This is a genomic window from Novosphingobium sp. HNCC26BN242, from assembly GCF_057180525.1.
Genome location: NZ_JBXUGM010000003.1, coordinates 43,757 through 64,653, shown reverse-complemented (window position 1 = coordinate 64,653; position 20,897 = coordinate 43,757). Strand labels below are relative to the sequence as shown.

Here is a 20,897-nt window from a genome sequence, read left to right as displayed (position 1 = left end):
CGGATGATCCTTACCAGCTCGACTTGGTCAGGCCGGGGATAAGGCCCTTGTTGCCCTTGTCCCGCAGCTCGATCCGGCAAAGGCCGAACTTGCGATAGTAGCCGCGCGGGCGACCGGTGGTTGCACAACGATTGCGCACCCGGGTCGGGTTCGCGTTGCGCGGAAGCTCGGCCATCTTCAGGCGGGCGATCAGACGCTCGGTTTCTTCGAGCGACTCATCGTCAGCAATAGCCTTAAGCGCAGCAAACTTTGCCGCGTACTTTACAACGAGCTTCTTGCGCTTCTCGTTCTTGTTGATGGAACTCAGTTTCGCCATGGACTTAAGCTCTCTTCTTCAATTCTGGTGAGCCAACAACGTTCAAGCAGCCTGCTGCTCTTCAGCAGCTTCCTGCGGGAACGGGAAACCGAACAGACGCAGCAACTCGCGCGCTTCGTCGTCGGTCTTGGCGGTTGTGGTGACGATGATATCCATGCCACGCACCTTGTCGATCTGGTCGTAGCTGATCTCTGGGAAGATGATCTGCTCCTTCAGACCCATCGCATAGTTGCCACGGCCATCGAACGACTTCGGGTTCAGGCCCCGGAAGTCACGGATGCGAGGCATTGCAACGGTGATCAGGCGGTCGAGGAATTCATACATGCGTTCGCGGCGCAGGGTAACCTTGCAACCGATCGGCATGCCTTCACGCAGCTTGAACTGCGCGATAGACTTCTTCGCCTTGGTGATGACAGGCTTCTGGCCAGCGATCAGCTCCATTTCGGCAGCTGCAGTCGTGACCTTCTTCTTGTCCTGGCTCGCTTCGCCCACGCCCATGTTGAGCGTGATCTTTTCGATGCGCGGGATTTCCATCACGTTCTTGTAGCCGAACTTGGCCTGCATCGCGGCTACGATTTCGGCATCATACTTCGACCGCATACGCGGTGTGTATTTGTCAGACATCGATAGCCTCCCCGGACTTGACGGCCACGCGGACCTTCTTGCCATCGCGCTCTTCGAAGCGGACGCGGGTGGGCTTGCCATCCTTGTCGGCTACCGAAACCTTCGAGATGTGCATCGGCGCTTCAAAGCGATCGATGCCACCCTGCGGGTTGGTCTGGCTTGGCTTGCGGTGACGCGCGGCGATGTTCACGCCCTGCACGACAACCTTCTCATCCTTGGGAAGGACCTGCAGGACAGTGCCGGTGCGGCCCTTGTCCTTGCCCGAACGAACGACGACAGTGTCGCCCTTCTTGATCTTAGCGGAAGCCATTACAGCACCTCCGGCGCAAGGCTGATGATCTTCATGAAGCCCTTGGCGCGCAGTTCACGCACCACAGGTCCGAAGATACGCGTGCCGATGGGCTCTTCGTTCTTGCCGACGAGCACCGCGGCATTGCCGTCGAAGCGGATGACCGAACCGTCGGAACGGCGAACATCCTTGCGGGTCCGCACGATCACGGCGCGATGAACATCGCCCTTCTTGACGCGAGCACGCGGCTGCGCTTCTTTCACCGACACCACGATGATGTCGCCGACGCTTGCGAACCGACGCTTAGACCCACCCAGCACCTTGATGCACTGAACGCGCTTTGCGCCGCTGTTGTCCGCCACGTCGAGATTGGATTGCATCTGGATCATTGATCCGGTTCCTTCTCACTGGCTTGCCGGAACCAGTCCGGCAGTTCCAAAAATCAAGTCGGGGTCCGCTATACGACTTGTGCCGCAAAGCAACCCCAAACTGCTCAGACGTCCGCTTCTACCGCGGTGCCCTTGCTGGCCGTGACGCGGTCGATGACCTTCCACGTCTTCAGCTTCGAAATCGGCGCAGTCTCTTCGATACGCACGGTTTCACCAGCCTTGAAGGCATTCGCCTCGTCATGAGCGTGATACTTCTTCGAGCGGCGGATGATCTTCCCGTACAGCGGGTGCTTCACCTTACGCTCGACCTTCACGACCACGGTCTTGTCGGTCTTGTCGGAAACGATCGTTCCAACGAGGATTCGCTTTGGCATACTTTCGTCCTTACGCCTGGGCCGACTGAGAACGCTCAGTCTGCAGCGTCTTGATGCGCGCGATGTCGCGACGGACTTCCTTGATGCGCGCGGGGCGCTCAAGCTGGTTCGTCGCGCCTTGGAAACGCAGGTTGAACTGCTCGCGCTTCAATTCGGCGAGGTCAGCGGTAAGCTGGTCATCGCTCTTGGCGCGAAAGTCTTCGATCTTGGCCATCATTCGGTTCCCAATCACTCGCCACCAAGGTGCGAAGTATCACCCAGGCGGGCAACGACCTTCGTCTTGATCGGCAGCTTCATTGCGGCGCGGCTGAAAGCCTCGGCCGCCAGCGGACCGGGAACGCCATCGAGTTCAAACAGGATGCGACCCGGCTTTACACGGGCTGCCCAATATTCGATCGAACCTTTGCCCTTGCCCTGACGGACTTCGGCAGGCTTCTTCGACACTGGCACATCGGGGAACACGCGGATCCACAGGCGCCCTTGACGGCGGATGTGGCGCGTGATCGCACGGCGGGCCGCTTCGATCTGGCGGGCGGTAACGCGTTCCGGTTCCAGGGCTTTGAGGCCGTAGGAGCCGAAGTTCAGGTCCGTGCCACCCTTGGCCAGACCGTGGATGCGGCCCTTGAAGGTCTTGCGGAACTTGGTCTTCTTCGGTTGCAGCATGGTGCTTCTCTAACCTCGAGGATCAACGAGCCGGACGGACGCCGGAAGTCTGAGCTTCCATCATCAGTCGGTCCTGCGCCATCGGATCATGCCCCAGGATCTCGCCTTTGAAGATCCAGGTCTTGATACCGATGATGCCATAGGCGGTGAGGGCTTCGGCTTCGGCGTAGTCGATGTTCGCACGCAGCGTATGCGCCGGAACGCGACCTTCGCGGTACGATTCAACGCGCGCGATTTCCGCGCCGCCAAGACGGCCGCCACAGGTGATCTTGATGCCTTCTGCACCAAGTCGCATGGCCGACTGCATCGCACGCTTCATCGCCCGGCGGAAAGCCACACGGCGGATGAGCTGATCGGCAATGCCCTGAGCAACCAGCTTGCTGTCGATTTCCGGCTTGCGGATTTCGACGATGTTCAACTTCACATCGCTGTTGGTCATCGCGGCCAGCTTCGAGCGCAGCTTTTCGATGTCTGCACCCTTCTTGCCGATGATTACTCCCGGACGGGCGGCATAGATCGACACGCGGCACAGCTTGGCCGGGCGTTCAATCACCACCTTCGAGATCGCAGCCTGCGGCAACGCTTCGACGATGAACTTGCGGATCGCAAGGTCTTCCTTGAGCATCTGCGCATAGTTGCGCCCTTCGGCGTACCAGCGGCTGTCCCAGGTGCGGTTGATCTGCAGGCGCAGACCGATGGGGTTCGATTTATGACCCATGATCAGGCCTCCTCAACTTCGCGAACCACGATCCGCAGCCGGCTGAACGGCTTCAGAATGCGGGTCGACTTGCCACGACCACGGGTGTGGAAGCGCTTCATCGTGATCGACTTGCCGACCGAGGCTTCTGCCACGACCAGTGCGTCAACATCGAGGTTGTGGTTGTTTTCCGCATTGGCGATCGCCGAAGCGAGAACCTTGCGGGCGTCAACCGCCATGCCCTTCTTCGAGAAGGACAGGATGTTCATGGCCTCTTCGACCGGACGGCCACGGATCAGCGCCGCAACCAAACCCAGCTTCTGAGCCGAACCACGGATCTGCGTGCCAACCGACAGCGCTTCCTTGTCGCCTACGCGACGGGGTGCCTTAGGCTTGCTCATCAGCGCTTGCCCTTCTTGTCAGCGGCGTGGCCAGGGAACGTGCGCGTGGGCGCAAATTCACCAAGCTTATGACCGACCATCTCTTCCGAGACAGAAACCGGGATGAACTTGTGCCCGTTGTAAACGCTGAAGGTCAGCCCAACGAACTGCGGAATAATGGTCGAACGACGCGACCATGTCTTGATGGGGGCCGCGCGCGAGCCGGCATCGTGAGAGGCTTCCGCCTTCTTCAGCAGATGCAGGTCGACGAAGGGGCCCTTCCAGACGGAACGTGCCATGGTTGTTACCTCTTCTTCTTCGCGTGGCGCGAACGGATGATCATCTTGTCCGTAGACTTGTTGTGACGGGTGCGGGCGCCCTTGGTCGGCTTGCCCCACGGCGTCACAGGATGACGGCCACCAGACGTACGGCCTTCACCACCACCATGGGGGTGATCGACCGGGTTCTTGGCAACGCCACGAGTCAAAGGACGCTTGCCCAGCCAGCGGTTACGACCGGCCTTGGCAAGGTTCTGGTTGGCATTGTCGGGGTTCGACACGGCACCAACGGTGCCCATGCAGTCACCGCGCAGATAACGCTGCTCGCCCGAGTTCAGACGCACGATCACCATCCCTCGGTCACGACCGACTAGCTGGACATAGGTGCCTGCCGACCGTGCGATCTGGCCACCCTTGCCCGGCTTCATCTCCACGTTGTGGATGATCGTGCCAACGGGCATCTGGCTGAGCAGCATGGCATTGCCAGGCTTCACGTCGGTCTTTTCGCCGGCAACCACCACATCGCCAACAGCCAGACGCTGGGGTGCGAGGATGTAGGTCTGCTCACCGTCTTCGTACTTCACGAGTGCGATGAACGCGGTGCGGTTGGGGTCGTATTCCAGACGCTCAACCGTGGCTGGCATGTCCCACTTGCGACGCTTGAAGTCGATGAAGCGGTACTTCTGCTTGTGGCCACCGGCGATCCCGCGCGATGTCACATGGCCCTTGTTGTTGCGGCCGCCGGTCTTCGACTTGCCTTCGGTCAGCGCCTTGACCGGCTTGCCCTTCCACAGCGACGACTTGTCGACGAGGATCAGGCCGCGCCGGGCGGGGCTGGTCGGATTATAGCTCTTGAGTGCCATGGTCTAGCCTCAGATCCCGCTGGTGACGTCGATCGACTGGCCTGCGGCCAGGGTCACGACTGCCTTTTTGACATCGGAGCGCTTGTAGGGCTTGCCCTTCCAGCGCTTGGTCTTGCCCTTCTGCGTCAGGGTGTTCACCTTGGTGACCTTGACGTTGAACAGGGCTTCAACCGCTGCCTTGATCTCCGGCTTGGTGGCCTTTTCGGCGACCTTGAAGACCACGGCGTTGTTTTCGCTCAGCAGCGTTGCCTTTTCGGTGATGTGGGGAGCCACAATCACGTCATAGTGCCGCGTGTCGATCGCTTCCTTAGCCATTGAAGCGCGCCTCCAGCTTTTCGACAGCAGAGCGCGTCAGCACCAGCGTGTCATGCTTCAGGATGTCGTAAACGTTCGCACCGATTGCGGGCAGTACGTTCACGCCGATGATGTTGCGGGCAGCCTTGGCGAAGTTGTCGTTCACCGCGTCGCCATCAATCACCAGCACCTTGCGGCCCCAGTTGGCCTTGCCGAGTTCGGCAACAAGCGCCTTGGTCTTGGCTTCGATGTCGAGATTGTCGACAACCACCAGACCGGCCTTCGCCTTGGACGACAGCGCCATCTTCAGGCCGAGCGCACGAACCTTCTTGTTCAGCGAAGGGTTGAAGTCACGAACGCGCGGGCCATGAGCCTTGCCGCCGCCGATGAAGATCGGTGCTGCACGGTCGCCGTGACGAGCGGTACCGCCGCCCTTCTGGTTGCCCAGCTTCTTGCCGGTGCGTGCAACATCCGAGCGCTCACGCGCCTTGCGGGCAGTGCCGCGGCGCTTTTCAAGCTGCCATGTCACCACGCGGTGCAGAATGTCTGCGCGGGGTTCAACGCCGAACACGTCTTCCGACAGTTCGACTTCACCCTTGCCGGCTGAGCCGTCGAGATTGAGGATCTGAACCTTCACGACTTAGCCCTCCTGACCTTCGGTGGCTTCGACAGCCGCAACTTCTGCGGGCGTGTCGGCAGCTGCCGAGTCATTGCTGTTGGCGGCCTGCTTGAGGCCTGCGGGATAGGGCGCTTCAGCGTGACGTGACACCTTCACGGCATCGCGAACCAGCAGCCATGCGTTCTTCGAACCAGGGACAGAGCCCTTCACGAAGATCAGGCCGCGCTCGTCATCTGTACGGACGACTTCGAGGTTCTGCTGGGTGCGCTGACGATCGCCCATGTGGCCAGCCATCTTCTTGTTTTTGAAGACGCGGCCCGGATCCTGACGGTTGCCAGTCGAACCATGCGCACGGTGAGAGATCGAGACGCCGTGCGTTGCACGCATGCCTCCGAAGCCCCAACGCTTCATGGCGCCCGCAAAGCCTTTGCCCTGCGTGTTGCCGGTGATGTCGACATACTGGCCATTGGCGAAGTGCGAAGCAGCGATCGTCGAGCCGACTTCGAGCAGCGCGTCTTCTGCAACGCGGAACTCGGCGACTTCCATCTTCAGCGGAACTTCTGCCTTGGCAAAATGCTCGCGCTGCGGCTTGGCAACATTCTTTTGCTTGGCTTGACCCGCACCGAGCTGAACCGCGACGTAACCGTCACGATCTTCCGTGCGAACCGAAACCACCTGGCAATTTTCTAGCGACAGGACAGTAACCGGCACGTGCCGACCATCTTCCTGGAAAAGGCGAGTCATCCCCACCTTCTTCGCGATCACGCCGGTGCGCATGATCCATACTCCATAACAGAGGCATGCCAGGCCCATCCCGACATGCGTGTTCAGCCCGTATGTGAAGCGCGCCCCCGACCGGGCTGAATACTTCCACTAGACGCAGAAGCAATCGGGGGACGCTTGCCCGGCTATGCTCTCAAAGAGCGGCGCCGGAGGTATCCCATTGTCAACGAGGCTTTTGTTACCCCGGAAACTCTGGCCCTTCACTTCCGTGAAGGTCTCGGGAAGACCGAAGCCTTCCCCAACTTGCGTCCCCGCGAAGGCGGCGACCTCAGGCCGGCTTGCACCAACCCTCAAAAACTCGGAACTGATAACGGACAGCCCAACCGATGAAGGCCCCCGCCTGAGCGGGGGCTGGCCCGCTTACGCGAGCTTGATCTCAACGTTCACACCAGCGGCGAGGTCCAGCTTCATCAGCGCATCGACAGTGGCAGCATTGGGCTGCACGATGTCGAGCAGGCGCTTGTAAGTGCGGACTTCGAACTGCTCGCGCGACTTCTTGTCGATGTGCGGGCCGCGGTTCACAGTGAACTTTTCGATGCGCGTGGGAAGCGGAATAGGACCGCGAATCAGCGCGCCGGTGCGGCGAGCGGTATCTGCAATTTCTCCAGTGGCCTGGTCGAGCACACGATGATCAAAGGCCTTCAGGCGAATGCGGATATTCTGGGCGTCCATGTCCGTTTACCGATGCGAAAGAGCAAAACAAAAAGTCAGTCGACCTGCCCTCTACCCCACCCCATTTTCTGAAGCTCGGGGAGAGCGGGCCAACTGGCTGAAAAGGCGATCAGTTCGTAAGAAAACCGACCGGCGGGAAGAGCGAATCTCCCCGCCGGTGCGCGGCCTATATTACTTCGAGATCGTGCTGACAACCCCCGAACCGACGGTACGGCCACCTTCGCGAATTGCGAAGCGCAGACCCGGATCCATCGCGATCGGAGCGATCAGCTTGACAGACAAGGTAAGGTTGTCGCCCGGCATCACCATTTCAGTGCCTTCGGGGAGAACAACTTCACCGGTCACGTCGGTGGTGCGGAAGTAGAACTGCGGGCGGTAGTTGGCGAAGAACGGCGTATGACGGCCACCTTCATCCTTCGACAGCACGTAGACTTCAGCCGAAAACTCGGTGTGCGGCTTGACCGAACCGGGCTTGCAGAGAACCTGGCCACGCTCAACGTCTTCACGCTTGATACCACGGATCAGCGCGCCAACGTTGTCGCCTGCTTCACCCTGATCGAGCAGCTTGCGGAACATTTCGACGCCGGTCACGACAGTCTTCTGCGTGTCCTTGAGGCCCACGATTTCGACTTCTTCGCCAACCTTGACGATGCCGGTTTCGATACGGCCGGTCACCACGGTGCCGCGACCCGAGATCGAGAACACGTCTTCCACAGGCATCAGGAACGGCTTGTCGGTCGGACGCGGAGGCTGTGGGATGTAGCTGTCGACAGCGGCCATCAGTTCGTTGATCGAGTTCTTGCCGATTTCGTCGTTGCGGCCTTCGAGAGCTGCAAGCGCCGAACCCTTGACGATAGGAATGTCATCACCCGGGAAGTCGTACGACGAAAGCAGTTCGCGCACTTCCAGTTCAACGAGTTCAAGGATTTCCTCGTCGTCAACCTGGTCAACCTTGTTCATGTACACGACCAGAGCGGGCACGCCAACCTGACGAGCGAGCAGGATGTGCTCACGGGTCTGCGGCATCGGACCGTCAGCAGCGTTCACGACCAGGATCGCGCCGTCCATCTGGGCAGCACCGGTGATCATGTTCTTCACATAGTCAGCGTGGCCGGGGCAATCGACGTGCGCATAGTGGCGATTGGCGGTTTCGTATTCGACGTGCGCGGTCGAGATCGTGATGCCGCGCTCGCGCTCTTCAGGAGCCTTGTCGATGTTGGCATAGTCAGTGAAGGTTGCGCCGCCGGTTTCGGCGAGAACCTTCGTGATTGCGGCGGTCAGCGTGGTCTTGCCGTGGTCAACGTGACCGATGGTGCCGATATTGCAGTGCGGCTTTGTCCGCTCAAACTTAGCCTTGGCCATTGTTCAAACCTTCTTTTTCAATGTGTGCAGATACTGCGGGAAATGGACGGCACCCGCTGAATCGAGCGCCGCCCCTAATGCTATCCGTGCGCTTATGCAAGCTTCGCCTTGAGTTCGGTCGCGACGTTGGCCGGGACTTCGTCATAGTGGTCGAAGAACATGGAGTAGTTTGCGCGACCTTGCGTGAACGAGCGAAGCTGGTTCACGTAGCCGAACATGTTGGCAAGCGGCACCATGGCGGTGACAGCCTGCGCGTTACCGCGCGAATCGGTGCCCTGAATCTGGCCACGACGCGAGTTGATGTCGCCGATCACGTCACCCAAATATTCATCTGGAGTAACGACTTCGACCTTCATGATCGGCTCAAGAAGCTTGATGCCGGCCTTCTGCGCGGTTTCACGCATAGCACCACGGGCGCAGATTTCGAAGGCCAGGGCCGACGAGTCGACGTCGTGATAGGCACCGTCGTAAAGCAGCACTTCGAAGTCGATGATCGGAAATCCGATCAGCGAGCCGGTCAATGCGGTTTCACGGAAACCCTTTTCGATCGCGGGGATATATTCCTTCGGAATGTTACCGCCCTTGATTTCGTCCTTGAACGAGAAGCCCGAACCGCGTTCGCCCGGCGTCACCTTCACCTTGATACGGCCGAACTGGCCTGTGCCGCCTGACTGCTTCTTGTGGGTGTGATCAAGCTCGATCGGCTTGGCGAGGTATTCGCGATAGGCCACCTGCGGCGCACCGACGTTGGCCTCGACCTTGAACTCGCGCTTCATGCGGTCGACCAGGATTTCGAGGTGAAGTTCACCCATGCCCTTGATGATGGTCTGGCCCGATTCGTGATCAGTCGAAACGCGGAACGAAGGGTCTTCGGCCGAAAGACGATTAAGCGCGATGCCCATCTTCTCTTGGTCAGCCTTGGTCTTGGGTTCCACCGACAGTTCGATCACCGGCTCGGGGAATTCCATGCGCTCAAGAATGATCGGCTGCTTTTCCGAACACAGGGTATCACCCGTGGTCGTTTCCTTGAGCCCTGCCAAAGCAACGATATCGCCTGCGAAGGCTTCATCGATATCTTCACGGCTGTTGGCATGCATCAGCAGCATGCGGCCAACCTTTTCCTTCTTGTTCTTCACCGAGTTCAGGTAGCCGCCCTTGTTGAGCGTGCCCGAATAGATGCGCGTGAAGGTGAGCGAGCCAACGAACGGATCGTTCATGATCTTGAACGCCAGCGCCGAGAACGGTGCGTCGTCTGCCGTTGCGCGGCTGTCCGGCTCGTTCGTGTCAGGGTGCACACCCTGCACGTCCTCGATATCGAGCGGCGAAGGCAGATAATCGACCACGGCATCAAGCAGGGGCTGCACGCCCTTGTTCTTGAACGCCGAACCGCAAATGACCGGAACGAACGACTGGTTCAGCGTGCCCTTGCGGATCAACGCCTTGAGCGTCGCCACATCAGGCTCGTTGCCGTCAAGATACGCTTCCATCGCGTCATCGTCCTGCTCGACGGCAAGTTCGATAAGCTGGTTGCGATAATCCGCAGCCTTGTCGGCCATGTCTGCCGGAATTTCCTCGTAGAAGAATTCAGCGCCCAGCGCCTCGTCCTTCCAGATGATCGCACGGTTCTCAACCAGATCGACGAGCCCCTTGAAATCGGCTTCTGCGCCGATCGGCAGATACAGCACCGCAGGCTTGGCACCCAAGCGATCGATGATCGTCTGGACGCAATAGTAGAAGTTGGCGCCGGTGCGGTCCAACTTGTTGATGAAGCACATGCGGGGGACTTTGTATTTGTCCGCCTGGCGCCATACGGTTTCGGACTGGGGTTCGACCCCGGCGACGCCATCAAATGCGGCGACAGCGCCGTCCAACACGCGCAGCGAACGTTCGACTTCGATGGTGAAATCAACGTGGCCGGGGGTGTCGATGATGTTCAGGCGGTGGTCGTTCCAGATGCAGGTCGTGGCGGCCGACGTGATCGTGATGCCGCGCTCCTGCTCCTGTTCCATCCAGTCCATGGTCGCAGCGCCGTCATGGACTTCGCCGATCTTGTAGGACTTGCCGGTATAATAGAGGATGCGCTCGGTCGTCGTCGTCTTGCCGGCGTCGATGTGCGCCATGATTCCGAAGTTGCGGTAGCGCTCGAGCGGATGGCTGCGTGCCATGGTGCGTTTCCTTGGGAGTATGGGGGGACCGGGTAGGCCCCGCCCATATGGTTACCAGTGTGACCGTTTGAAGACGTTCGTCCGTTGGTCCTTCGATCCTTCGACAAGCTCAGGATGAGCGGAACGCGGGTTGAACGGCTCCAAAGACAATTACCAGCGGTAGTGGCTGAACGCGCGGTTTGCGTCGGCCATGCGGTGGGTGTCTTCGCGCTTCTTCACAGCGTTGCCACGGTTGTTGGCGGCATCGAGCAGTTCGGCCGAGAGGCGCGCGGCCATCGTGGTTTCGCTGCGGTTGCGCGCTGCGGTGATCAGCCAGCGGATGGCGAGCGCCTGGGCACGTTCGGGGCGAACCTCGACCGGCACCTGATAGGTCGCACCGCCAACGCGGCGGCTGCGCACTTCGATCTGCGGACGGACATTGTTCAGCGCATCGTGGAACAGCTGAACCGGGTCCGCCTTCGCACGCGTCTGCATGGTTTCGAGCGCACCGTAAACGATGCTTTCTGCAACCGACTTCTTACCATCGAGCATGAGATTGTTCATGAACTTCGACAGGGTCTGATCACCGAACTTGGGATCGGGCAGGATGACCCGCTTTTCCGGACGACGACGACGTGACATACTTTTAACTCCTTCGGAGTGCGGCCCGCCCATCCGGGCGTGCCTTCCAGTTCCGGCCCGCTCCCCCGCCCGGCCACCCAAATGCTACCTTCGCAAAGGTAACCGGGCGGGGGAGCGGGCCGGAACCGGACCTGACCAATTGGCTTACTTCGGGCGCTTGGCGCCGTACTTCGAGCGGGACTTCTTGCGGTTCTTCACACCCTGCGTATCGAGCACGCCGCGCAGGACGTGGTACCGAACGCCGGGAAGATCGCGCACGCGGCCGCCGCGGATGAGCACGACCGAGTGCTCCTGCAGGTTGTGGCCTTCACCCGGAATGTACGAAATGACTTCGCGGCTGTTGGTCAGGCGGATCTTGGCGACCTTGCGAAGTGCCGAGTTCGGCTTCTTCGGGGTGGTGGTGTAAACGCGGGTGCAAACGCCGCGCTTCTGCGGGTTCTGCTCCATCGCAGGGACCTTGGACTTGGCCTTCTGCGGTTCGCGGCCCTTGCGGACCAGCTGATTGATTGTGGGCATGAAGTACTCTTCACCTGTGTTGGTGGCGCTGGTGCCAAAGGTGAAGGATCGCGGATGCCGCAAAAGCATGTGCGCGGGAACACAAGCGCCCCGCCCTCAAGCGATCACGAACCGAAACGCTCCACCCGCAACATTCGTCGCCGGGTTACTTTGACGGATTATCTTCGGCCCTTCGACAAGCTCAGGGTGAGCGCAGACGCACCGGCAATGTTCAGCTCAAGCCACTGGCAGGGGTCGGCCCACCTGTGGAAGTGAGCGCCCTTAGTTGGGTTTGGGGGTGGGGTCAAGCACGATCAAAAATCGAAGGTCTGCATCACTGCTAAACGTCAGCAGCGTCTAGAAGAGCCGAAAAATGCTTAGCGACGGCTTCAGCCAATTTGACGGGCACAGCGTTTCCAATCTGTGTATATTTCGGCACTTCGCGGTCAAAGTTGCCTGCCTGAGGATTGCCCGCGCGGCGAAGACCGCCAGTCGTTCGCTTGCCCTTAAAAACGTAGTTGTCTGGAAAAGTCTGGAGACGTGCCCATTCTCTTACTGTCAAAGAGCGCGGCTGACTATAGTGAACATAATCATCGGCTAAAGAGCACGCAGTAATAGACGGACCTTGGTTATTCCAAGATCTAGGCAAAACTCTTTGAGCGAATTTCTTCGTCTTAAACTCTTCTGGTATTTTTCCTCCGTTGCTTATCATGGCGGAGAATTTCTCTACCACCTTTGCTGAATGCCGACTATACTCTTGTTCGAAAAGCGGGGCCATCGACCTCGACATTGATCCCGGGCGAAAATACTCTTGCCATTTGCCAGAGGCTGCCTTGGGATAAAAATGTGTCGCAAACCTCTCGTCAAAATCTTGCGCCCGAAGCATTCGAGAGACCTGTTTATCTTCTAAGTCAGCGAAAATCTCTTCAAGGTCAGGCGCTTTGTCGCCATATGCTGGAAGCATACCACATAAAACAGCGTCCTCGCTGTGCGCGTCAGGCCTTACCCGTTCACCCAGACTATCGACAAGGTCATTGCGAAAGCCGACGATCAATACACGAGGGCGATTTTGCGGCACGCCGTAATCTTTGGCGTGGACAAGTTTCCAACGGACGACATACCCATGCTCTTCACCCAAGCGCACAAAGCGACCATAAACGTCACGCCAGATTTCACCTTTTTCACCTTCGGACGTCCATCGGGATGAGAGGAGTCCCTTCACATTCTCAAACAAGAAAATGCGAGGTCTGACAGTTTCGATGATAGAGGCCATCCTTGCATAGAGCTGATTAGATGGCAGACATGCTTTATCCACAGCATAAGACCGACGGTGTCCAATACCAGAGAACCCCTGACACGGAGGCCCTCCGGCGAGAACTGCCAAGTTGCTACGCTCTCCGAACTTCAAGCCAATATCCAACGACTCCAAGTGCTTCATGAGAGATTCAAGACGTGGTCGATCCAAGTCGTTTACATCAGCCGAGTGAAGCTCCCGTCGCTCATTAAAAGGCTTCCCCGCAATGAGATACGAGCGGTTTGCGAGATAGGTAGCCCGCGCGTCATCATTGAGTTCGTTTACAAAAACAGGGGTAAAATTGGCTTGCTCAAAACCAAGAGAAAGACCGCCGCACCCGGCAAAAAGGTCAATCATTGGCCGAGCAATCTTTGATGCGGCAGAATCTTTCACCGCTTCACTCTCAAGATCACGGCTAATTTCAAGCAGCATATCTGCGTCCTATCAACTCAGAAGATACGGTACAAATCGCGAACAAGGCATGCCTGTGTCAAGACTCCCTGAGGCTAATGGAGCCATTCCCGATCTGTCTGGCGATATGGCCCTTTATATCACCGTCAAAGGCCAACTTAAACACGCGCTTGAAAATTTCCGATACGCCTTCCGCAACGCCTGCCGCACTGGGCTTTCCCCAGTAGTTTCCACCAGAAAGCGACTCCACCCTACGTACTGCCATTGAATTCGGTTTGATATCCTTGCTCTGGCTAGGCACCGTCACGAAAGAGTATGTAAAAGCTGCTAAGTCGTCTAGATCAAAGCCAGACGATCCAATATGCACACTCTTCGACTCAACTCCACTAAATTGATAAATCATATCCCAAAGCATCGGAACTTGCGCATTATCATTCCAATTTGTTTTACATTGAATATTGTGAAGTGAAAAATCGCGAATGTGCTTCTCAATGTAATCATCAAGCAATTTTTTGTTATAGCCTGAATTAGCCAGAGAAAAATTCTTTGGAAAAACTATGCCTGACAAGTCAGACTCGGTGTTTGTAGGGACATTTTTGTAAGTAATGGTCATAGCATTGAGAAGTGGTGATGGCATCAAATTTTTGCTTTGCTTTATCACGACTGCCCTCGATCCGGTCATAACCGTGTTTAGGTACCAGCAGACTAATCCTTCCCAGGCCGCCCCCCCGCCGGAAAGTGATCCCTGATCACGGCCACTTTCAGCTGTGAGCTTGAATACGTCTCGCAACCGACCTCCAAGCTCGTAAATCTTTGTTGGATTTGAAAAGTCGTCGGTCAGATCTAAAATCATAGCGCGCCAACTAGGCCAACAAGCTTGAAACGTTCCCATCCTGAAAATGGAGTCCAGTGCCCCGGAACGCAGACCTTCAATCATTAAGAACCCCACCCAGTTTTAAGTCGTCGCCAGGATAAGTGCCTATTTCGAAGAGTTGATGCAACAATTTCGGCTCTCGGCAAACATCTTCACAGACCTTGGGGGTGGAAGATAGGGTGAGGCCTCTCCTGCTTGCGGGAGGGGTGTTGGCTTTGTTGCCGGGGCTTGGCTTAAAACGGCTGAGGCCCCCGCCTTCGCGGGGTAGCGGGGTTTGGGGGGTGGGTGCCCCTCTACCACCGCGGATCAGGTCCGAGGTGGTCCCCCTCCCCGTTCCGGGGAGGTTTTTGGGTGGGAGCTTGGCCTCCCCGCCTTCGCGGGGACAGGCTGGGGAGGAATTTCGGTTGGCTCCGATTTTTGGGAGCGCGAGGGTTTTGACCCTCGCGGTTTTGGTGGGTGCTTTTGCGCTTTTTCCTTTTTTGCTTTCCTACATTTAACCGTATGGGTTAGTTTCCCTTCGGCAGGCTCAGGATGCCCCTTCGACAAGCTCAGGGTGAGCGGGGGGTGAGGCGGGAGCGGAGGTGGTATGGTCCTTCGACAGGCTCAGGATGGGCGGGGTGAATCGCTTGGGGGCGGGTGCGCCTGTGGCGTTTGTGGTGGTTTTCTTCCGGCGGTGGGGGAGGGTTGTGACGGGTTGCGGCCTTCCGACCCCTCCACCACCTGCTACGCAGGCGGTCCCCCTCCCTCCCCGCCTTCGCGGGGACAGGCTGGGGAGGTTTTGAGTGGGAGCTTGGCCTCCCCGCCTTCGCGGGGACAGGCTGGGGAGGTATTTTCTGTGGCGCTTGGTGGTGAGGTTTCGACCCCTCCACCACCGCGTCGCGGCGGTCCCCCTCCCCGTTCCGGGGAGGAATCAACGAAGCGGACTTCTCGGGTGGCTCGGGTGGATTTGGTGGATGAGGGGGTGTTGGACTTTGCGCCTTATGTGCATGTGGCGCCGCGGCGCAATTCTATCACGCCGGACAAGCAGCGGCGGTTTATTGCTACGCTGGCCGCGACCGGCATCGTGAGTCAGGCGGCGCGGGCTATCGGGGCTTCGATGGAGGCGCTTTACAAGTTGCGGCATCGCCCAGGGGCGGAGGGCTTTGCCGCGGCGTGGGATGCGGCGGTGGAGCGGGGGTATGCTCGGCTGGAGGATTGTGCGCTGGAGCGGGCGATTGCGGGGGAAGTGCGGCCGGTGGTCTCTCGCGGGAAGGTCGTCGCCACGTGGACGCATCACAACACCGGGCTGCTGATGTTCCTGCTGCGCGCGCGGCGGCCCGAAAAGTATGGGGCGGTGAAGCTGGGCGATCTGCGCGAGGGACATCCGGTGTATGAGGCGCTGAAGGCCAAGTGGGCGGCGGAGCGGGAGGCGGAGGACTTTGCGCGGACCGAGGACGTGCGCGCTTCGCTGCATGCGCGGTTGCTTGCGATGCGGGATGAGGTTTTGGCGGCGCGGGCGCTGGGGCAGGCTCAGGATGATCCTTCGACAGGCTCAGGATGAGCGGGGTTGGTTGGACCTTGCACACGTTCCGCTCATGCTGAGCTTGTCGAAGCAGGGGCTGGGCGCGAACGGGGTTCCGGGTTCAGGTGCTGGAGATGTGGATGGGTGTGGGGGTGGCGAGGCGCAGGGCGTCGGCGATCTGGATCACATCGGCCACGGTGCGGGCCTCGGCAGGGGTGAGGCCTTCGAAGCCGGGGAGGAAGGCGCGGCAGGCCTGGATGAGGTTGCCGGGCGAGCGTTCAAGCTCTGACCGGTACTGGCCCAGCGTGTGGCAGCCATCGATATTGGCCCATGATACGCCGCCGGGGCCGGGCCGCTGATGATAGGCCCAGAGCGCGTGGATGGCGCGCTCAACCGCGGATTGGACTTGCTCGACCACATTGGCGCCGCTGGCCTTGGCTTTGAGGCGCTGGCGATAGCGGCGCTGGCGATCGGCGTTGGTGAGCGGCATGGCGCGTGGGGTAGCGCTTTGGTTTGGGTGGGGAAATTCCGTTACGTTACTTATATATGCCGAAACCTTTTCGGTTTCGGAGGCGGCACCGGCCCGCTCCCCCGCCCGGCCACCCATTCAGGATACTTGCGTGGGTGGCCGGGCGGGGGAGCAGGCCGTTGCCGCAGGCCTCTGACGGATGGAGGGACGCAGCGACCGGTGTGTTTGATCTGGGTCAAGGCGGGATTGTATGTGTTGCATATGAATTGTCCCGAGCCAATGGGAGGGCGATTCGATGTCAGTTGATCTGGTGAGCGACAATATGGCCATGTCAGACAAAGAGCTCCGGCGGGCGATACCGCTGTTTGATGGCGGGCTGGCGCGGCGGGGCTTTGCGCTCAATGCGATGTGCTTTTCGTTCAATGACAGGGCGAACCGGGAGGCTTTTGTGGCCGACGAGGAGGCCTATTGCGCGAAGTTTGGGCTGACGCCTGAGCAGCGCGATGCGGTGGCGCGGCGCGATGTGCTGGCGATGCTGGAGGCGGGTGGGAACGTCTATTACCTGGCCAAGCTGGCGGGGATATTCGGGCTTGGCGTGCAGGATCTGGGCGCTTTGCAGACCGGCATGTCGGTGGACGAATTCAAGGCGATGCTGGCGCGCTGGGCGGACAAGGTTCCGGCAGATGCGCGCGTGCCTTTGTCTGCAAACTTTGGGGAGGCGGTGTGATGGCCAAGATCATCGGAGGCTATTTCACCAGCCACGTGCCCGGTATCGGCGGGGCGATTGTGCGGGGCGATCAGGAGACGCCTTATTGGAAGCCGTTCTTCGCAGGCTTTCCGCCGATCCGCGAGTGGCTGGCGCAGGCAAAGCCCGATGTGGCAGTGGTGTTTTCCAACGACCATGGGCTGAACTTCTTCCTCGACACGATGCCGACTTTCGCGGTGGGGGCCGCTGCGCAGTATGACAATGCGGACGAAGGCTGGGGGCTGCCGGTCTACAAGAGCTTTGCGGGGCATCCGGCGCTGTCGTGGCATGTGATCGATGCGCTGGTGCGCGACGAGTTTGACATCACGACGTGCCAGAAGATGCTGGTGGACCATGCGGTGTCGATCCCGTTCGAGCTGATCTATCCGGGGGTGGAGAGCTGGCCGATCAAGCTGGTGCCGATATCGATCAACACGGTGCAATATCCGCTGCCCAGCCCGAAGCGCTGTCTGGCGCTGGGGCGCGCGGTGCATCGGGCGTTGACGAGTTGGGGCGGTGACGAGCGGGTGCTAGCGTGCGGGACGGGCGGGCTATCGCACCAGCTCGACGGGCCGCGCGCGGGGTTCATGAACCCGGACTATGACATGTTTTGCCTGGACAACCTGGCCGCCCATCCCGACGCGCTGACCGGGCATTCGGCCGAGCAGGTGGCGGAGCTGGCAGGCACGCAAGGGGTGGAGATCCTCAACTGGATCGCCGCGCGCGGGGCGATGGGCGATGCGGCGATGACTGAAGTGAGCCGCAATTACCACATCCCGATCAGCAATACGGCCGCGGCGAGCCTGCTGCTGGAGCCGGCCTGACTAGCGACGCTTTTTGCGGGGTTTGGGTTTGGGTTTGGCGGGCTGAAGCGTCGGCCATTGCGCTACGATGGCGGCGCGGATGACCTCGCGGCCCTGGAGGATGCGCTGTTCGGGGTGGTCTGCGAGGTAGCGGGTGACGACGTCGCGCACTTGCCCGGCGCTGGCATCGATCGGGGTTTTGGGCGGGCGATCCAGATCGCGGAAGCCATCGAGCACGCCGATCACGTAGGACAGGCACATCGCGCGGTCTACCGGGGCTTTGGCCACGCAAGTTTCGTGCAACTGTTCGCCGCTCATCCATTCGGCGTGGGCGGGGGTGGCGGTAGCGGCGAGGACAAGCAGCGCGAATGGCAGGGTGCGGGCGGTCATGACAAGCCTAACGCATCACGCCCGGCAATTGATCCCCTCACCCGTCCTGGCCCATTACCCATCCTGTTCGTTGACCGCCAGCAGCGCGAGTTCGGTGCGATTGTCGATGCCGAGCTTCTGGTAGATGGTGTGGAGGTAGACCTTCACGGTGCCCTCACCAATCCCGAGTTCAGCGCCGATATCGCGGTTGCGCATACCGCGTGCGACCAGCGCTGTGATCTTGCGTTCACGCGGGTTGAGTTTGGACAGCGGCCCTTGGACGTTCGGGCGGAGCGAAAGATCGACCGCGCGCTGGAGGAAAGCAGGTTCGATGGCCTTTTGCCCGGCATGGACCTTGTCGAGCACATCGATCAACGCATCTTCGCCACCGTCTTTTGACACGATGCCTTCCACTCCGGCCCGCATGACGGAAATGAGCTGGCGATCATTGATCTCGGCAGTGAGCAGGACCACGGCGCGGGTATCGCCACGCGCGCGCAGCGCTTCGAGTGTCTGCACGCCATTCATGCCCGGCATGTTGATATCAAGCAGCACAATCTTGGGATCGTGCGTTTTGATAGCATCGAGCGTTTCCTCGCCGCTGGCCGTGGCTGCCACGATCGAGAACCGGGTGCCGCGCAGCACGGCTTCGACCCCGGCCCGGATAAAGCCATGATCATCAGCAACGAGTACGGGAATCATGCCATTTCTCCAGATTTCAAAAGGATTTCCAGACGAGCGCCCCGGCTGGTGCTGTGAAGTTCGAATTGCCCGCCCAGCGCTTCGACCCGTTCGCTGATCGAACGGGGCCGACGCGCCGCGGCGATTTCGGAAAAGCCGATGCCATCATCACTGATGCTGAGCCGCAATTGCCCATCGGTATGGCCAATCCGCACGATGACTTTCTTGCACTGGCCATGGCGCGCAGCGTTGGCAATGGCTTCGCGCACCAACTGGCGGATTTCGTGGCTTAGCTGAACCGATACCGGCAGCGGGGCATCGGGCGAGAGCAGTTCAGTGGTGATGGACCAGTGCACGCCTGCTTCGGCCAGTAGTGCCTTAAGCTCATCTGTAATCTCGGTGCGCCGATCGCTTTCCTGACCGCGCCTGAGCCGTTCGATCAGCAAGCGCAGCTGGGACTGTTCGCGCCGCAGCGCATTCTTGATCGAATCAATCTCACCATCAGGATCATGGCCTTCGCGAATCCAGCGACGCAACGCTTCAAGACGGAACAGGGTACCGGCCAGAAACTGGGCTACGCTATCATGCAGATCGCGGGCAACCGCTTGCCGGACACCCGTTTCGACCTCGACACGGGCCAGACGCGACATTTCTTCGCGATCCAGCGCGCGGCCAATCTCTTCGCCAAAAGCGGCAAACAGGCGGATATCGTCGAAGCTGAGTGTTTCAGCTTCCCAGATAATGATCTGCCCGCTGCCGGTGGCACAATATACCGGGACGACCAGTCCTTCATCAATTCCGAGGTGGACCGCAAGCTGGGGACAGACCGCGCCGCTTTTTGCCCCTGCCCTGGCAATCAGGAGCGTGCCGTCATCGGATTGCACCAGTTCGCGCTGCTTGACCGTGCTGAACAGAGCAGTGCGGTGCAAAGACAGCAGTTCTTCGGCAAAGAGTTCGGGATCGAGCTGGCGCGAAGTGAAGCCTTCAGGACCAAGCATGCGCAGATCAATCCAAGGTTCTTCGCTGCCGGCAAAGGCAAATGCGGCTTTTTTGGCTTCGAGCATGGAGGTTACGAATACAAGCGCAGCATCGAACACGAGATTTCGCCGTTCACCCGGCACGCCCGGGGGTTCAGGCATGGCCTGCACCCGTTCACCACCGCGCGACATGCTGAGCCAGATCAGCATGGATGACAGCAAAACAATGTAAAAAATACGGCGGAAGAAGCGGAACACATCAACTTCAAAGCCAATGCTGTAAAGAAGAAGCCCAAGCAGCATGTTGGCAACCAGCAGCACGATCGCCGTAAGCGCGGTGGCACGCCAGTTCCAGCGCACCATGGCCGCGATCAGCAGAAACGCCGCAAAGGCGAGAAAAGGGCTCTGAAATTCGCTCGACCGGCTTTCCGTGAAATAGACGGCCCCTAGAAACATGGCGATATCAACGCCCTGTGCCAGCGGGGCAAGGCGGTAGTCGAACCACCAGCTTTGCCATGCGATGATCATCAGCGCTGCAGCCCATGTCAGATAGATGCTGATGAGTGGAAAGCCGACACTGCTGGTGCTGCGGACCGGTGCGGTCGGATCAACGAGCAGCACCACCAGAAAGGCAAGCGCAAGCACGGCGCGTCCCGTGGCTACGACCCGCCCTGCGTTCCGCCGCTGCGTTTTTCCGAAATGCAAACGCAAATCCCCCGATTCGGCCCTTAGACCGAACTTTGCGCCTGTATGTGCCGCATTCCGGCCATGATGAACAGTGCCGTGACTCACTGCCACCTGATCCTGAGTAGCAGGATGGATGTCAAACCATTGCCAGACCATGCCGGACAAAGGATGAACATTGGCACACCATGCTGCCACGGCAAAT

General features: G+C 59.4%; 28 protein-coding genes. 3 read left to right on the top strand and 25 right to left on the bottom strand.

Annotated features, from left to right (window positions below; genetic code table 11):
* Window positions 1-10: 10 nt before the first annotated feature.
* The 21 genes from rpsN to AC2A1F_RS12330 form a co-directional block, all read right to left on the bottom strand.
* Entirely contained in the window at window positions 11-316 is a 306-nt protein-coding gene (gene rpsN / locus AC2A1F_RS12430; protein WP_305616357.1) for a 30S ribosomal protein S14, read from the bottom strand.
* A gap of 42 nt (window positions 317-358) precedes the next feature.
* A complete protein-coding gene (gene rplE / locus AC2A1F_RS12425) occupies window positions 359-940 on the bottom strand; it encodes a 50S ribosomal protein L5 (protein ID WP_292632103.1) in 582 nt (193 codons plus the stop codon).
* Window positions 933-1,250 (bottom strand): 50S ribosomal protein L24, encoded by a 318-nt coding sequence (gene rplX, locus AC2A1F_RS12420; RefSeq protein ID WP_484209099.1) that lies wholly within the window; start codon window positions 1,248-1,250, stop codon window positions 933-935. The genes rplE and rplX overlap by 8 nt, the downstream gene beginning before the upstream one ends.
* Complete coding sequence (gene rplN, locus AC2A1F_RS12415; protein WP_292632099.1) at window positions 1,250-1,618, bottom strand: 50S ribosomal protein L14; 369 nt, start codon at window positions 1,616-1,618, stop codon at window positions 1,250-1,252. The genes rplX and rplN overlap by 1 nt, the downstream gene beginning before the upstream one ends.
* Window positions 1,619-1,722: 104 nt before the next feature.
* Window positions 1,723-1,992 carry a 30S ribosomal protein S17 gene (rpsQ, locus tag AC2A1F_RS12410; RefSeq protein ID WP_484209098.1) on the bottom strand — a complete coding sequence of 90 codons (270 nt, stop codon included), beginning with the start codon at window positions 1,990-1,992 and terminating at the stop codon, window positions 1,723-1,725.
* Between the two features lie 10 nt (window positions 1,993-2,002).
* Window positions 2,003-2,209 carry a 50S ribosomal protein L29 gene (rpmC, locus tag AC2A1F_RS12405; RefSeq protein ID WP_484209097.1) on the bottom strand — a complete coding sequence of 69 codons (207 nt, stop codon included), beginning with the start codon at window positions 2,207-2,209 and terminating at the stop codon, window positions 2,003-2,005.
* An 11-nt stretch (window positions 2,210-2,220) separates the two neighbouring features.
* Window positions 2,221-2,655: a 50S ribosomal protein L16 gene (gene rplP, locus AC2A1F_RS12400; protein WP_144902025.1), complete on the bottom strand. Its 435-nt coding sequence runs from the start codon at window positions 2,653-2,655 to the stop codon at window positions 2,221-2,223.
* A 22-nt stretch (window positions 2,656-2,677) separates the two neighbouring features.
* The gene (rpsC, locus tag AC2A1F_RS12395; protein ID WP_292632091.1) at window positions 2,678-3,373 is read right to left on the bottom strand and encodes a 30S ribosomal protein S3; all 696 of its coding nucleotides are present in this window, start codon (window positions 3,371-3,373) and stop codon (window positions 2,678-2,680) included.
* 2 nt (window positions 3,374-3,375) lie between these two features.
* Window positions 3,376-3,753: a 50S ribosomal protein L22 gene (rplV, locus tag AC2A1F_RS12390; RefSeq protein ID WP_484209096.1), complete on the bottom strand. Its 378-nt coding sequence runs from the start codon at window positions 3,751-3,753 to the stop codon at window positions 3,376-3,378.
* The gene (gene rpsS / locus AC2A1F_RS12385; RefSeq protein WP_292632087.1) at window positions 3,753-4,031 is read right to left on the bottom strand and encodes a 30S ribosomal protein S19; all 279 of its coding nucleotides are present in this window, start codon (window positions 4,029-4,031) and stop codon (window positions 3,753-3,755) included. The genes rplV and rpsS overlap by 1 nt, the downstream gene beginning before the upstream one ends.
* Window positions 4,032-4,036: 5 nt before the next feature.
* Window positions 4,037-4,873 carry a 50S ribosomal protein L2 gene (gene rplB / locus AC2A1F_RS12380; RefSeq protein WP_292632086.1) on the bottom strand — a complete coding sequence of 279 codons (837 nt, stop codon included), beginning with the start codon at window positions 4,871-4,873 and terminating at the stop codon, window positions 4,037-4,039.
* Between the two features lie 9 nt (window positions 4,874-4,882).
* Window positions 4,883-5,188 carry a 50S ribosomal protein L23 gene (locus AC2A1F_RS12375; RefSeq protein WP_292632085.1) on the bottom strand — a complete coding sequence of 102 codons (306 nt, stop codon included), beginning with the start codon at window positions 5,186-5,188 and terminating at the stop codon, window positions 4,883-4,885.
* Entirely contained in the window at window positions 5,181-5,804 is a 624-nt protein-coding gene (rplD, locus tag AC2A1F_RS12370) for a 50S ribosomal protein L4 (protein WP_484209095.1), read from the bottom strand. Before rplD ends, AC2A1F_RS12375 begins: the two co-directional genes overlap by 8 nt.
* 3 nt (window positions 5,805-5,807) lie before the next feature.
* Window positions 5,808-6,563: a 50S ribosomal protein L3 gene (rplC, locus tag AC2A1F_RS12365; protein WP_484209094.1), complete on the bottom strand. Its 756-nt coding sequence runs from the start codon at window positions 6,561-6,563 to the stop codon at window positions 5,808-5,810.
* A gap of 366 nt (window positions 6,564-6,929) precedes the next feature.
* Complete coding sequence (gene rpsJ, locus AC2A1F_RS12360; protein ID WP_039334374.1) at window positions 6,930-7,241, bottom strand: 30S ribosomal protein S10; 312 nt, start codon at window positions 7,239-7,241, stop codon at window positions 6,930-6,932.
* A gap of 171 nt (window positions 7,242-7,412) precedes the next feature.
* Entirely contained in the window at window positions 7,413-8,603 is a 1,191-nt protein-coding gene (gene tuf, locus AC2A1F_RS12355) for an elongation factor Tu (protein WP_484209093.1), read from the bottom strand.
* Between the two features lie 92 nt (window positions 8,604-8,695).
* On the bottom strand, window positions 8,696-10,768 hold the full coding sequence (gene fusA / locus AC2A1F_RS12350; RefSeq protein ID WP_484209092.1) for an elongation factor G: 2,073 nt from the start codon (window positions 10,766-10,768) through the stop codon (window positions 8,696-8,698).
* Between the two features lie 150 nt (window positions 10,769-10,918).
* Window positions 10,919-11,389: a 30S ribosomal protein S7 gene (gene rpsG / locus AC2A1F_RS12345; RefSeq protein ID WP_292632077.1), complete on the bottom strand. Its 471-nt coding sequence runs from the start codon at window positions 11,387-11,389 to the stop codon at window positions 10,919-10,921.
* A gap of 144 nt (window positions 11,390-11,533) precedes the next feature.
* The gene (gene rpsL / locus AC2A1F_RS12340; protein ID WP_292632075.1) at window positions 11,534-11,905 is read right to left on the bottom strand and encodes a 30S ribosomal protein S12; all 372 of its coding nucleotides are present in this window, start codon (window positions 11,903-11,905) and stop codon (window positions 11,534-11,536) included.
* A gap of 319 nt (window positions 11,906-12,224) precedes the next feature.
* The gene (locus AC2A1F_RS12335) at window positions 12,225-13,610 is read right to left on the bottom strand and encodes a DNA cytosine methyltransferase (protein WP_484209091.1); all 1,386 of its coding nucleotides are present in this window, start codon (window positions 13,608-13,610) and stop codon (window positions 12,225-12,227) included.
* A gap of 58 nt (window positions 13,611-13,668) precedes the next feature.
* Window positions 13,669-14,526, bottom strand: coding sequence for a hypothetical protein (locus AC2A1F_RS12330; RefSeq protein ID WP_484209090.1), 858 nt, complete (start codon window positions 14,524-14,526; stop codon window positions 13,669-13,671).
* 877 nt (window positions 14,527-15,403) lie between these two features.
* Here AC2A1F_RS12330 and AC2A1F_RS12325 point away from each other — a divergent pair.
* On the top strand, window positions 15,404-16,003 hold the full coding sequence (locus AC2A1F_RS12325; RefSeq protein ID WP_484209089.1) for a hypothetical protein: 600 nt from the start codon (window positions 15,404-15,406) through the stop codon (window positions 16,001-16,003).
* Between the two features lie 82 nt (window positions 16,004-16,085).
* On the opposite strand, the gene AC2A1F_RS12320 is transcribed toward AC2A1F_RS12325, so the two are convergent.
* Window positions 16,086-16,454, bottom strand: a complete 369-nt coding sequence (locus tag AC2A1F_RS12320) for a hypothetical protein (RefSeq protein WP_484209088.1) — start codon at window positions 16,452-16,454, stop codon at window positions 16,086-16,088.
* Between the two features lie 274 nt (window positions 16,455-16,728).
* On the opposite strand from AC2A1F_RS12320, the gene AC2A1F_RS12315 reads away from it, so the two are divergent.
* Together AC2A1F_RS12315 and AC2A1F_RS12310 are read left to right on the top strand one after the other, a co-directional pair.
* Window positions 16,729-17,160, top strand: coding sequence for a protocatechuate 4,5-dioxygenase subunit alpha (locus tag AC2A1F_RS12315; RefSeq protein WP_484209087.1), 432 nt, complete (start codon window positions 16,729-16,731; stop codon window positions 17,158-17,160).
* On the top strand, window positions 17,160-18,002 hold the full coding sequence (locus AC2A1F_RS12310; protein WP_484209086.1) for a class III extradiol dioxygenase family protein: 843 nt from the start codon (window positions 17,160-17,162) through the stop codon (window positions 18,000-18,002). The genes AC2A1F_RS12315 and AC2A1F_RS12310 overlap by 1 nt, the downstream gene beginning before the upstream one ends.
* Here AC2A1F_RS12310 and AC2A1F_RS12305 read toward each other — a convergent pair whose 3' ends face one another.
* The 3 genes from AC2A1F_RS12305 to AC2A1F_RS12295 are packed head-to-tail and all read right to left on the bottom strand — an operon-like array spanning window position 18,003 to window position 20,653.
* Window positions 18,003-18,371 carry a Rap1a/Tai family immunity protein gene (locus tag AC2A1F_RS12305; protein WP_484209085.1) on the bottom strand — a complete coding sequence of 123 codons (369 nt, stop codon included), beginning with the start codon at window positions 18,369-18,371 and terminating at the stop codon, window positions 18,003-18,005.
* A 54-nt stretch (window positions 18,372-18,425) separates the two neighbouring features.
* Entirely contained in the window at window positions 18,426-19,052 is a 627-nt protein-coding gene (locus AC2A1F_RS12300; protein ID WP_484209084.1) for a response regulator, read from the bottom strand.
* Window positions 19,049-20,653 (bottom strand): sensor histidine kinase, encoded by a 1,605-nt coding sequence (locus AC2A1F_RS12295; protein WP_484209083.1) that lies wholly within the window; start codon window positions 20,651-20,653, stop codon window positions 19,049-19,051. The genes AC2A1F_RS12300 and AC2A1F_RS12295 overlap by 4 nt, the downstream gene beginning before the upstream one ends.
* Window positions 20,654-20,897 lie beyond the last annotated feature (244 nt).

Bases quoted from the DNA above. Each gene is read 5' to 3' on its own strand.
- AC2A1F_RS12330 (WP_484209090.1), bottom strand. From the start codon at position 14,526: ATGATTGAAGGTCTGCGTTCCGGGGCACTGGACTCCATTTTCAGGATG.
- rpsN (WP_305616357.1), bottom strand. From the start codon at position 316: ATGGCGAAACTGAGTTCCATCAACAAGAACGAGAAGCGCAAGAAGCTC.
- rplV (WP_484209096.1), bottom strand. From the start codon at position 3,753: ATGAGCAAGCCTAAGGCACCCCGTCGCGTAGGCGACAAGGAAGCGCTG.
- AC2A1F_RS12375 (WP_292632085.1), bottom strand. From the start codon at position 5,188: ATGGCTAAGGAAGCGATCGACACGCGGCACTATGACGTGATTGTGGCT.
- AC2A1F_RS12315 (WP_484209087.1), top strand. From the start codon at position 16,729: ATGTCAGTTGATCTGGTGAGCGACAATATGGCCATGTCAGACAAAGAG.
- rpsL (WP_292632075.1), bottom strand. From the start codon at position 11,905: ATGCCCACAATCAATCAGCTGGTCCGCAAGGGCCGCGAACCGCAGAAG.
- rpsC (WP_292632091.1), bottom strand. From the start codon at position 3,373: ATGGGTCATAAATCGAACCCCATCGGTCTGCGCCTGCAGATCAACCGC.
- rplC (WP_484209094.1), bottom strand. From the start codon at position 6,563: ATGCGCACCGGCGTGATCGCGAAGAAGGTGGGGATGACTCGCCTTTTC.
- tuf (WP_484209093.1), bottom strand. From the start codon at position 8,603: ATGGCCAAGGCTAAGTTTGAGCGGACAAAGCCGCACTGCAATATCGGC.
- AC2A1F_RS12335 (WP_484209091.1), bottom strand. From the start codon at position 13,610: ATGCTGCTTGAAATTAGCCGTGATCTTGAGAGTGAAGCGGTGAAAGAT.
- AC2A1F_RS12310 (WP_484209086.1), top strand. From the start codon at position 17,160: ATGGCCAAGATCATCGGAGGCTATTTCACCAGCCACGTGCCCGGTATC.
- rplP (WP_144902025.1), bottom strand. From the start codon at position 2,655: ATGCTGCAACCGAAGAAGACCAAGTTCCGCAAGACCTTCAAGGGCCGC.
- AC2A1F_RS12300 (WP_484209084.1), bottom strand. From the start codon at position 19,052: ATGATTCCCGTACTCGTTGCTGATGATCATGGCTTTATCCGGGCCGGG.
- rplN (WP_292632099.1), bottom strand. From the start codon at position 1,618: ATGATCCAGATGCAATCCAATCTCGACGTGGCGGACAACAGCGGCGCA.
- rpsG (WP_292632077.1), bottom strand. From the start codon at position 11,389: ATGTCACGTCGTCGTCGTCCGGAAAAGCGGGTCATCCTGCCCGATCCC.
- AC2A1F_RS12305 (WP_484209085.1), bottom strand. From the start codon at position 18,371: ATGACCGCCCGCACCCTGCCATTCGCGCTGCTTGTCCTCGCCGCTACC.
- rplX (WP_484209099.1), bottom strand. From the start codon at position 1,250: ATGGCTTCCGCTAAGATCAAGAAGGGCGACACTGTCGTCGTTCGTTCG.
- rplB (WP_292632086.1), bottom strand. From the start codon at position 4,873: ATGGCACTCAAGAGCTATAATCCGACCAGCCCCGCCCGGCGCGGCCTG.
- rplE (WP_292632103.1), bottom strand. From the start codon at position 940: ATGTCTGACAAATACACACCGCGTATGCGGTCGAAGTATGATGCCGAA.
- rpsJ (WP_039334374.1), bottom strand. From the start codon at position 7,241: ATGGACGCCCAGAATATCCGCATTCGCCTGAAGGCCTTTGATCATCGT.
- rpsS (WP_292632087.1), bottom strand. From the start codon at position 4,031: ATGGCACGTTCCGTCTGGAAGGGCCCCTTCGTCGACCTGCATCTGCTG.
- rpmC (WP_484209097.1), bottom strand. From the start codon at position 2,209: ATGATGGCCAAGATCGAAGACTTTCGCGCCAAGAGCGATGACCAGCTT.
- fusA (WP_484209092.1), bottom strand. From the start codon at position 10,768: ATGGCACGCAGCCATCCGCTCGAGCGCTACCGCAACTTCGGAATCATG.
- rpsQ (WP_484209098.1), bottom strand. From the start codon at position 1,992: ATGCCAAAGCGAATCCTCGTTGGAACGATCGTTTCCGACAAGACCGAC.
- AC2A1F_RS12320 (WP_484209088.1), bottom strand. From the start codon at position 16,454: ATGCCGCTCACCAACGCCGATCGCCAGCGCCGCTATCGCCAGCGCCTC.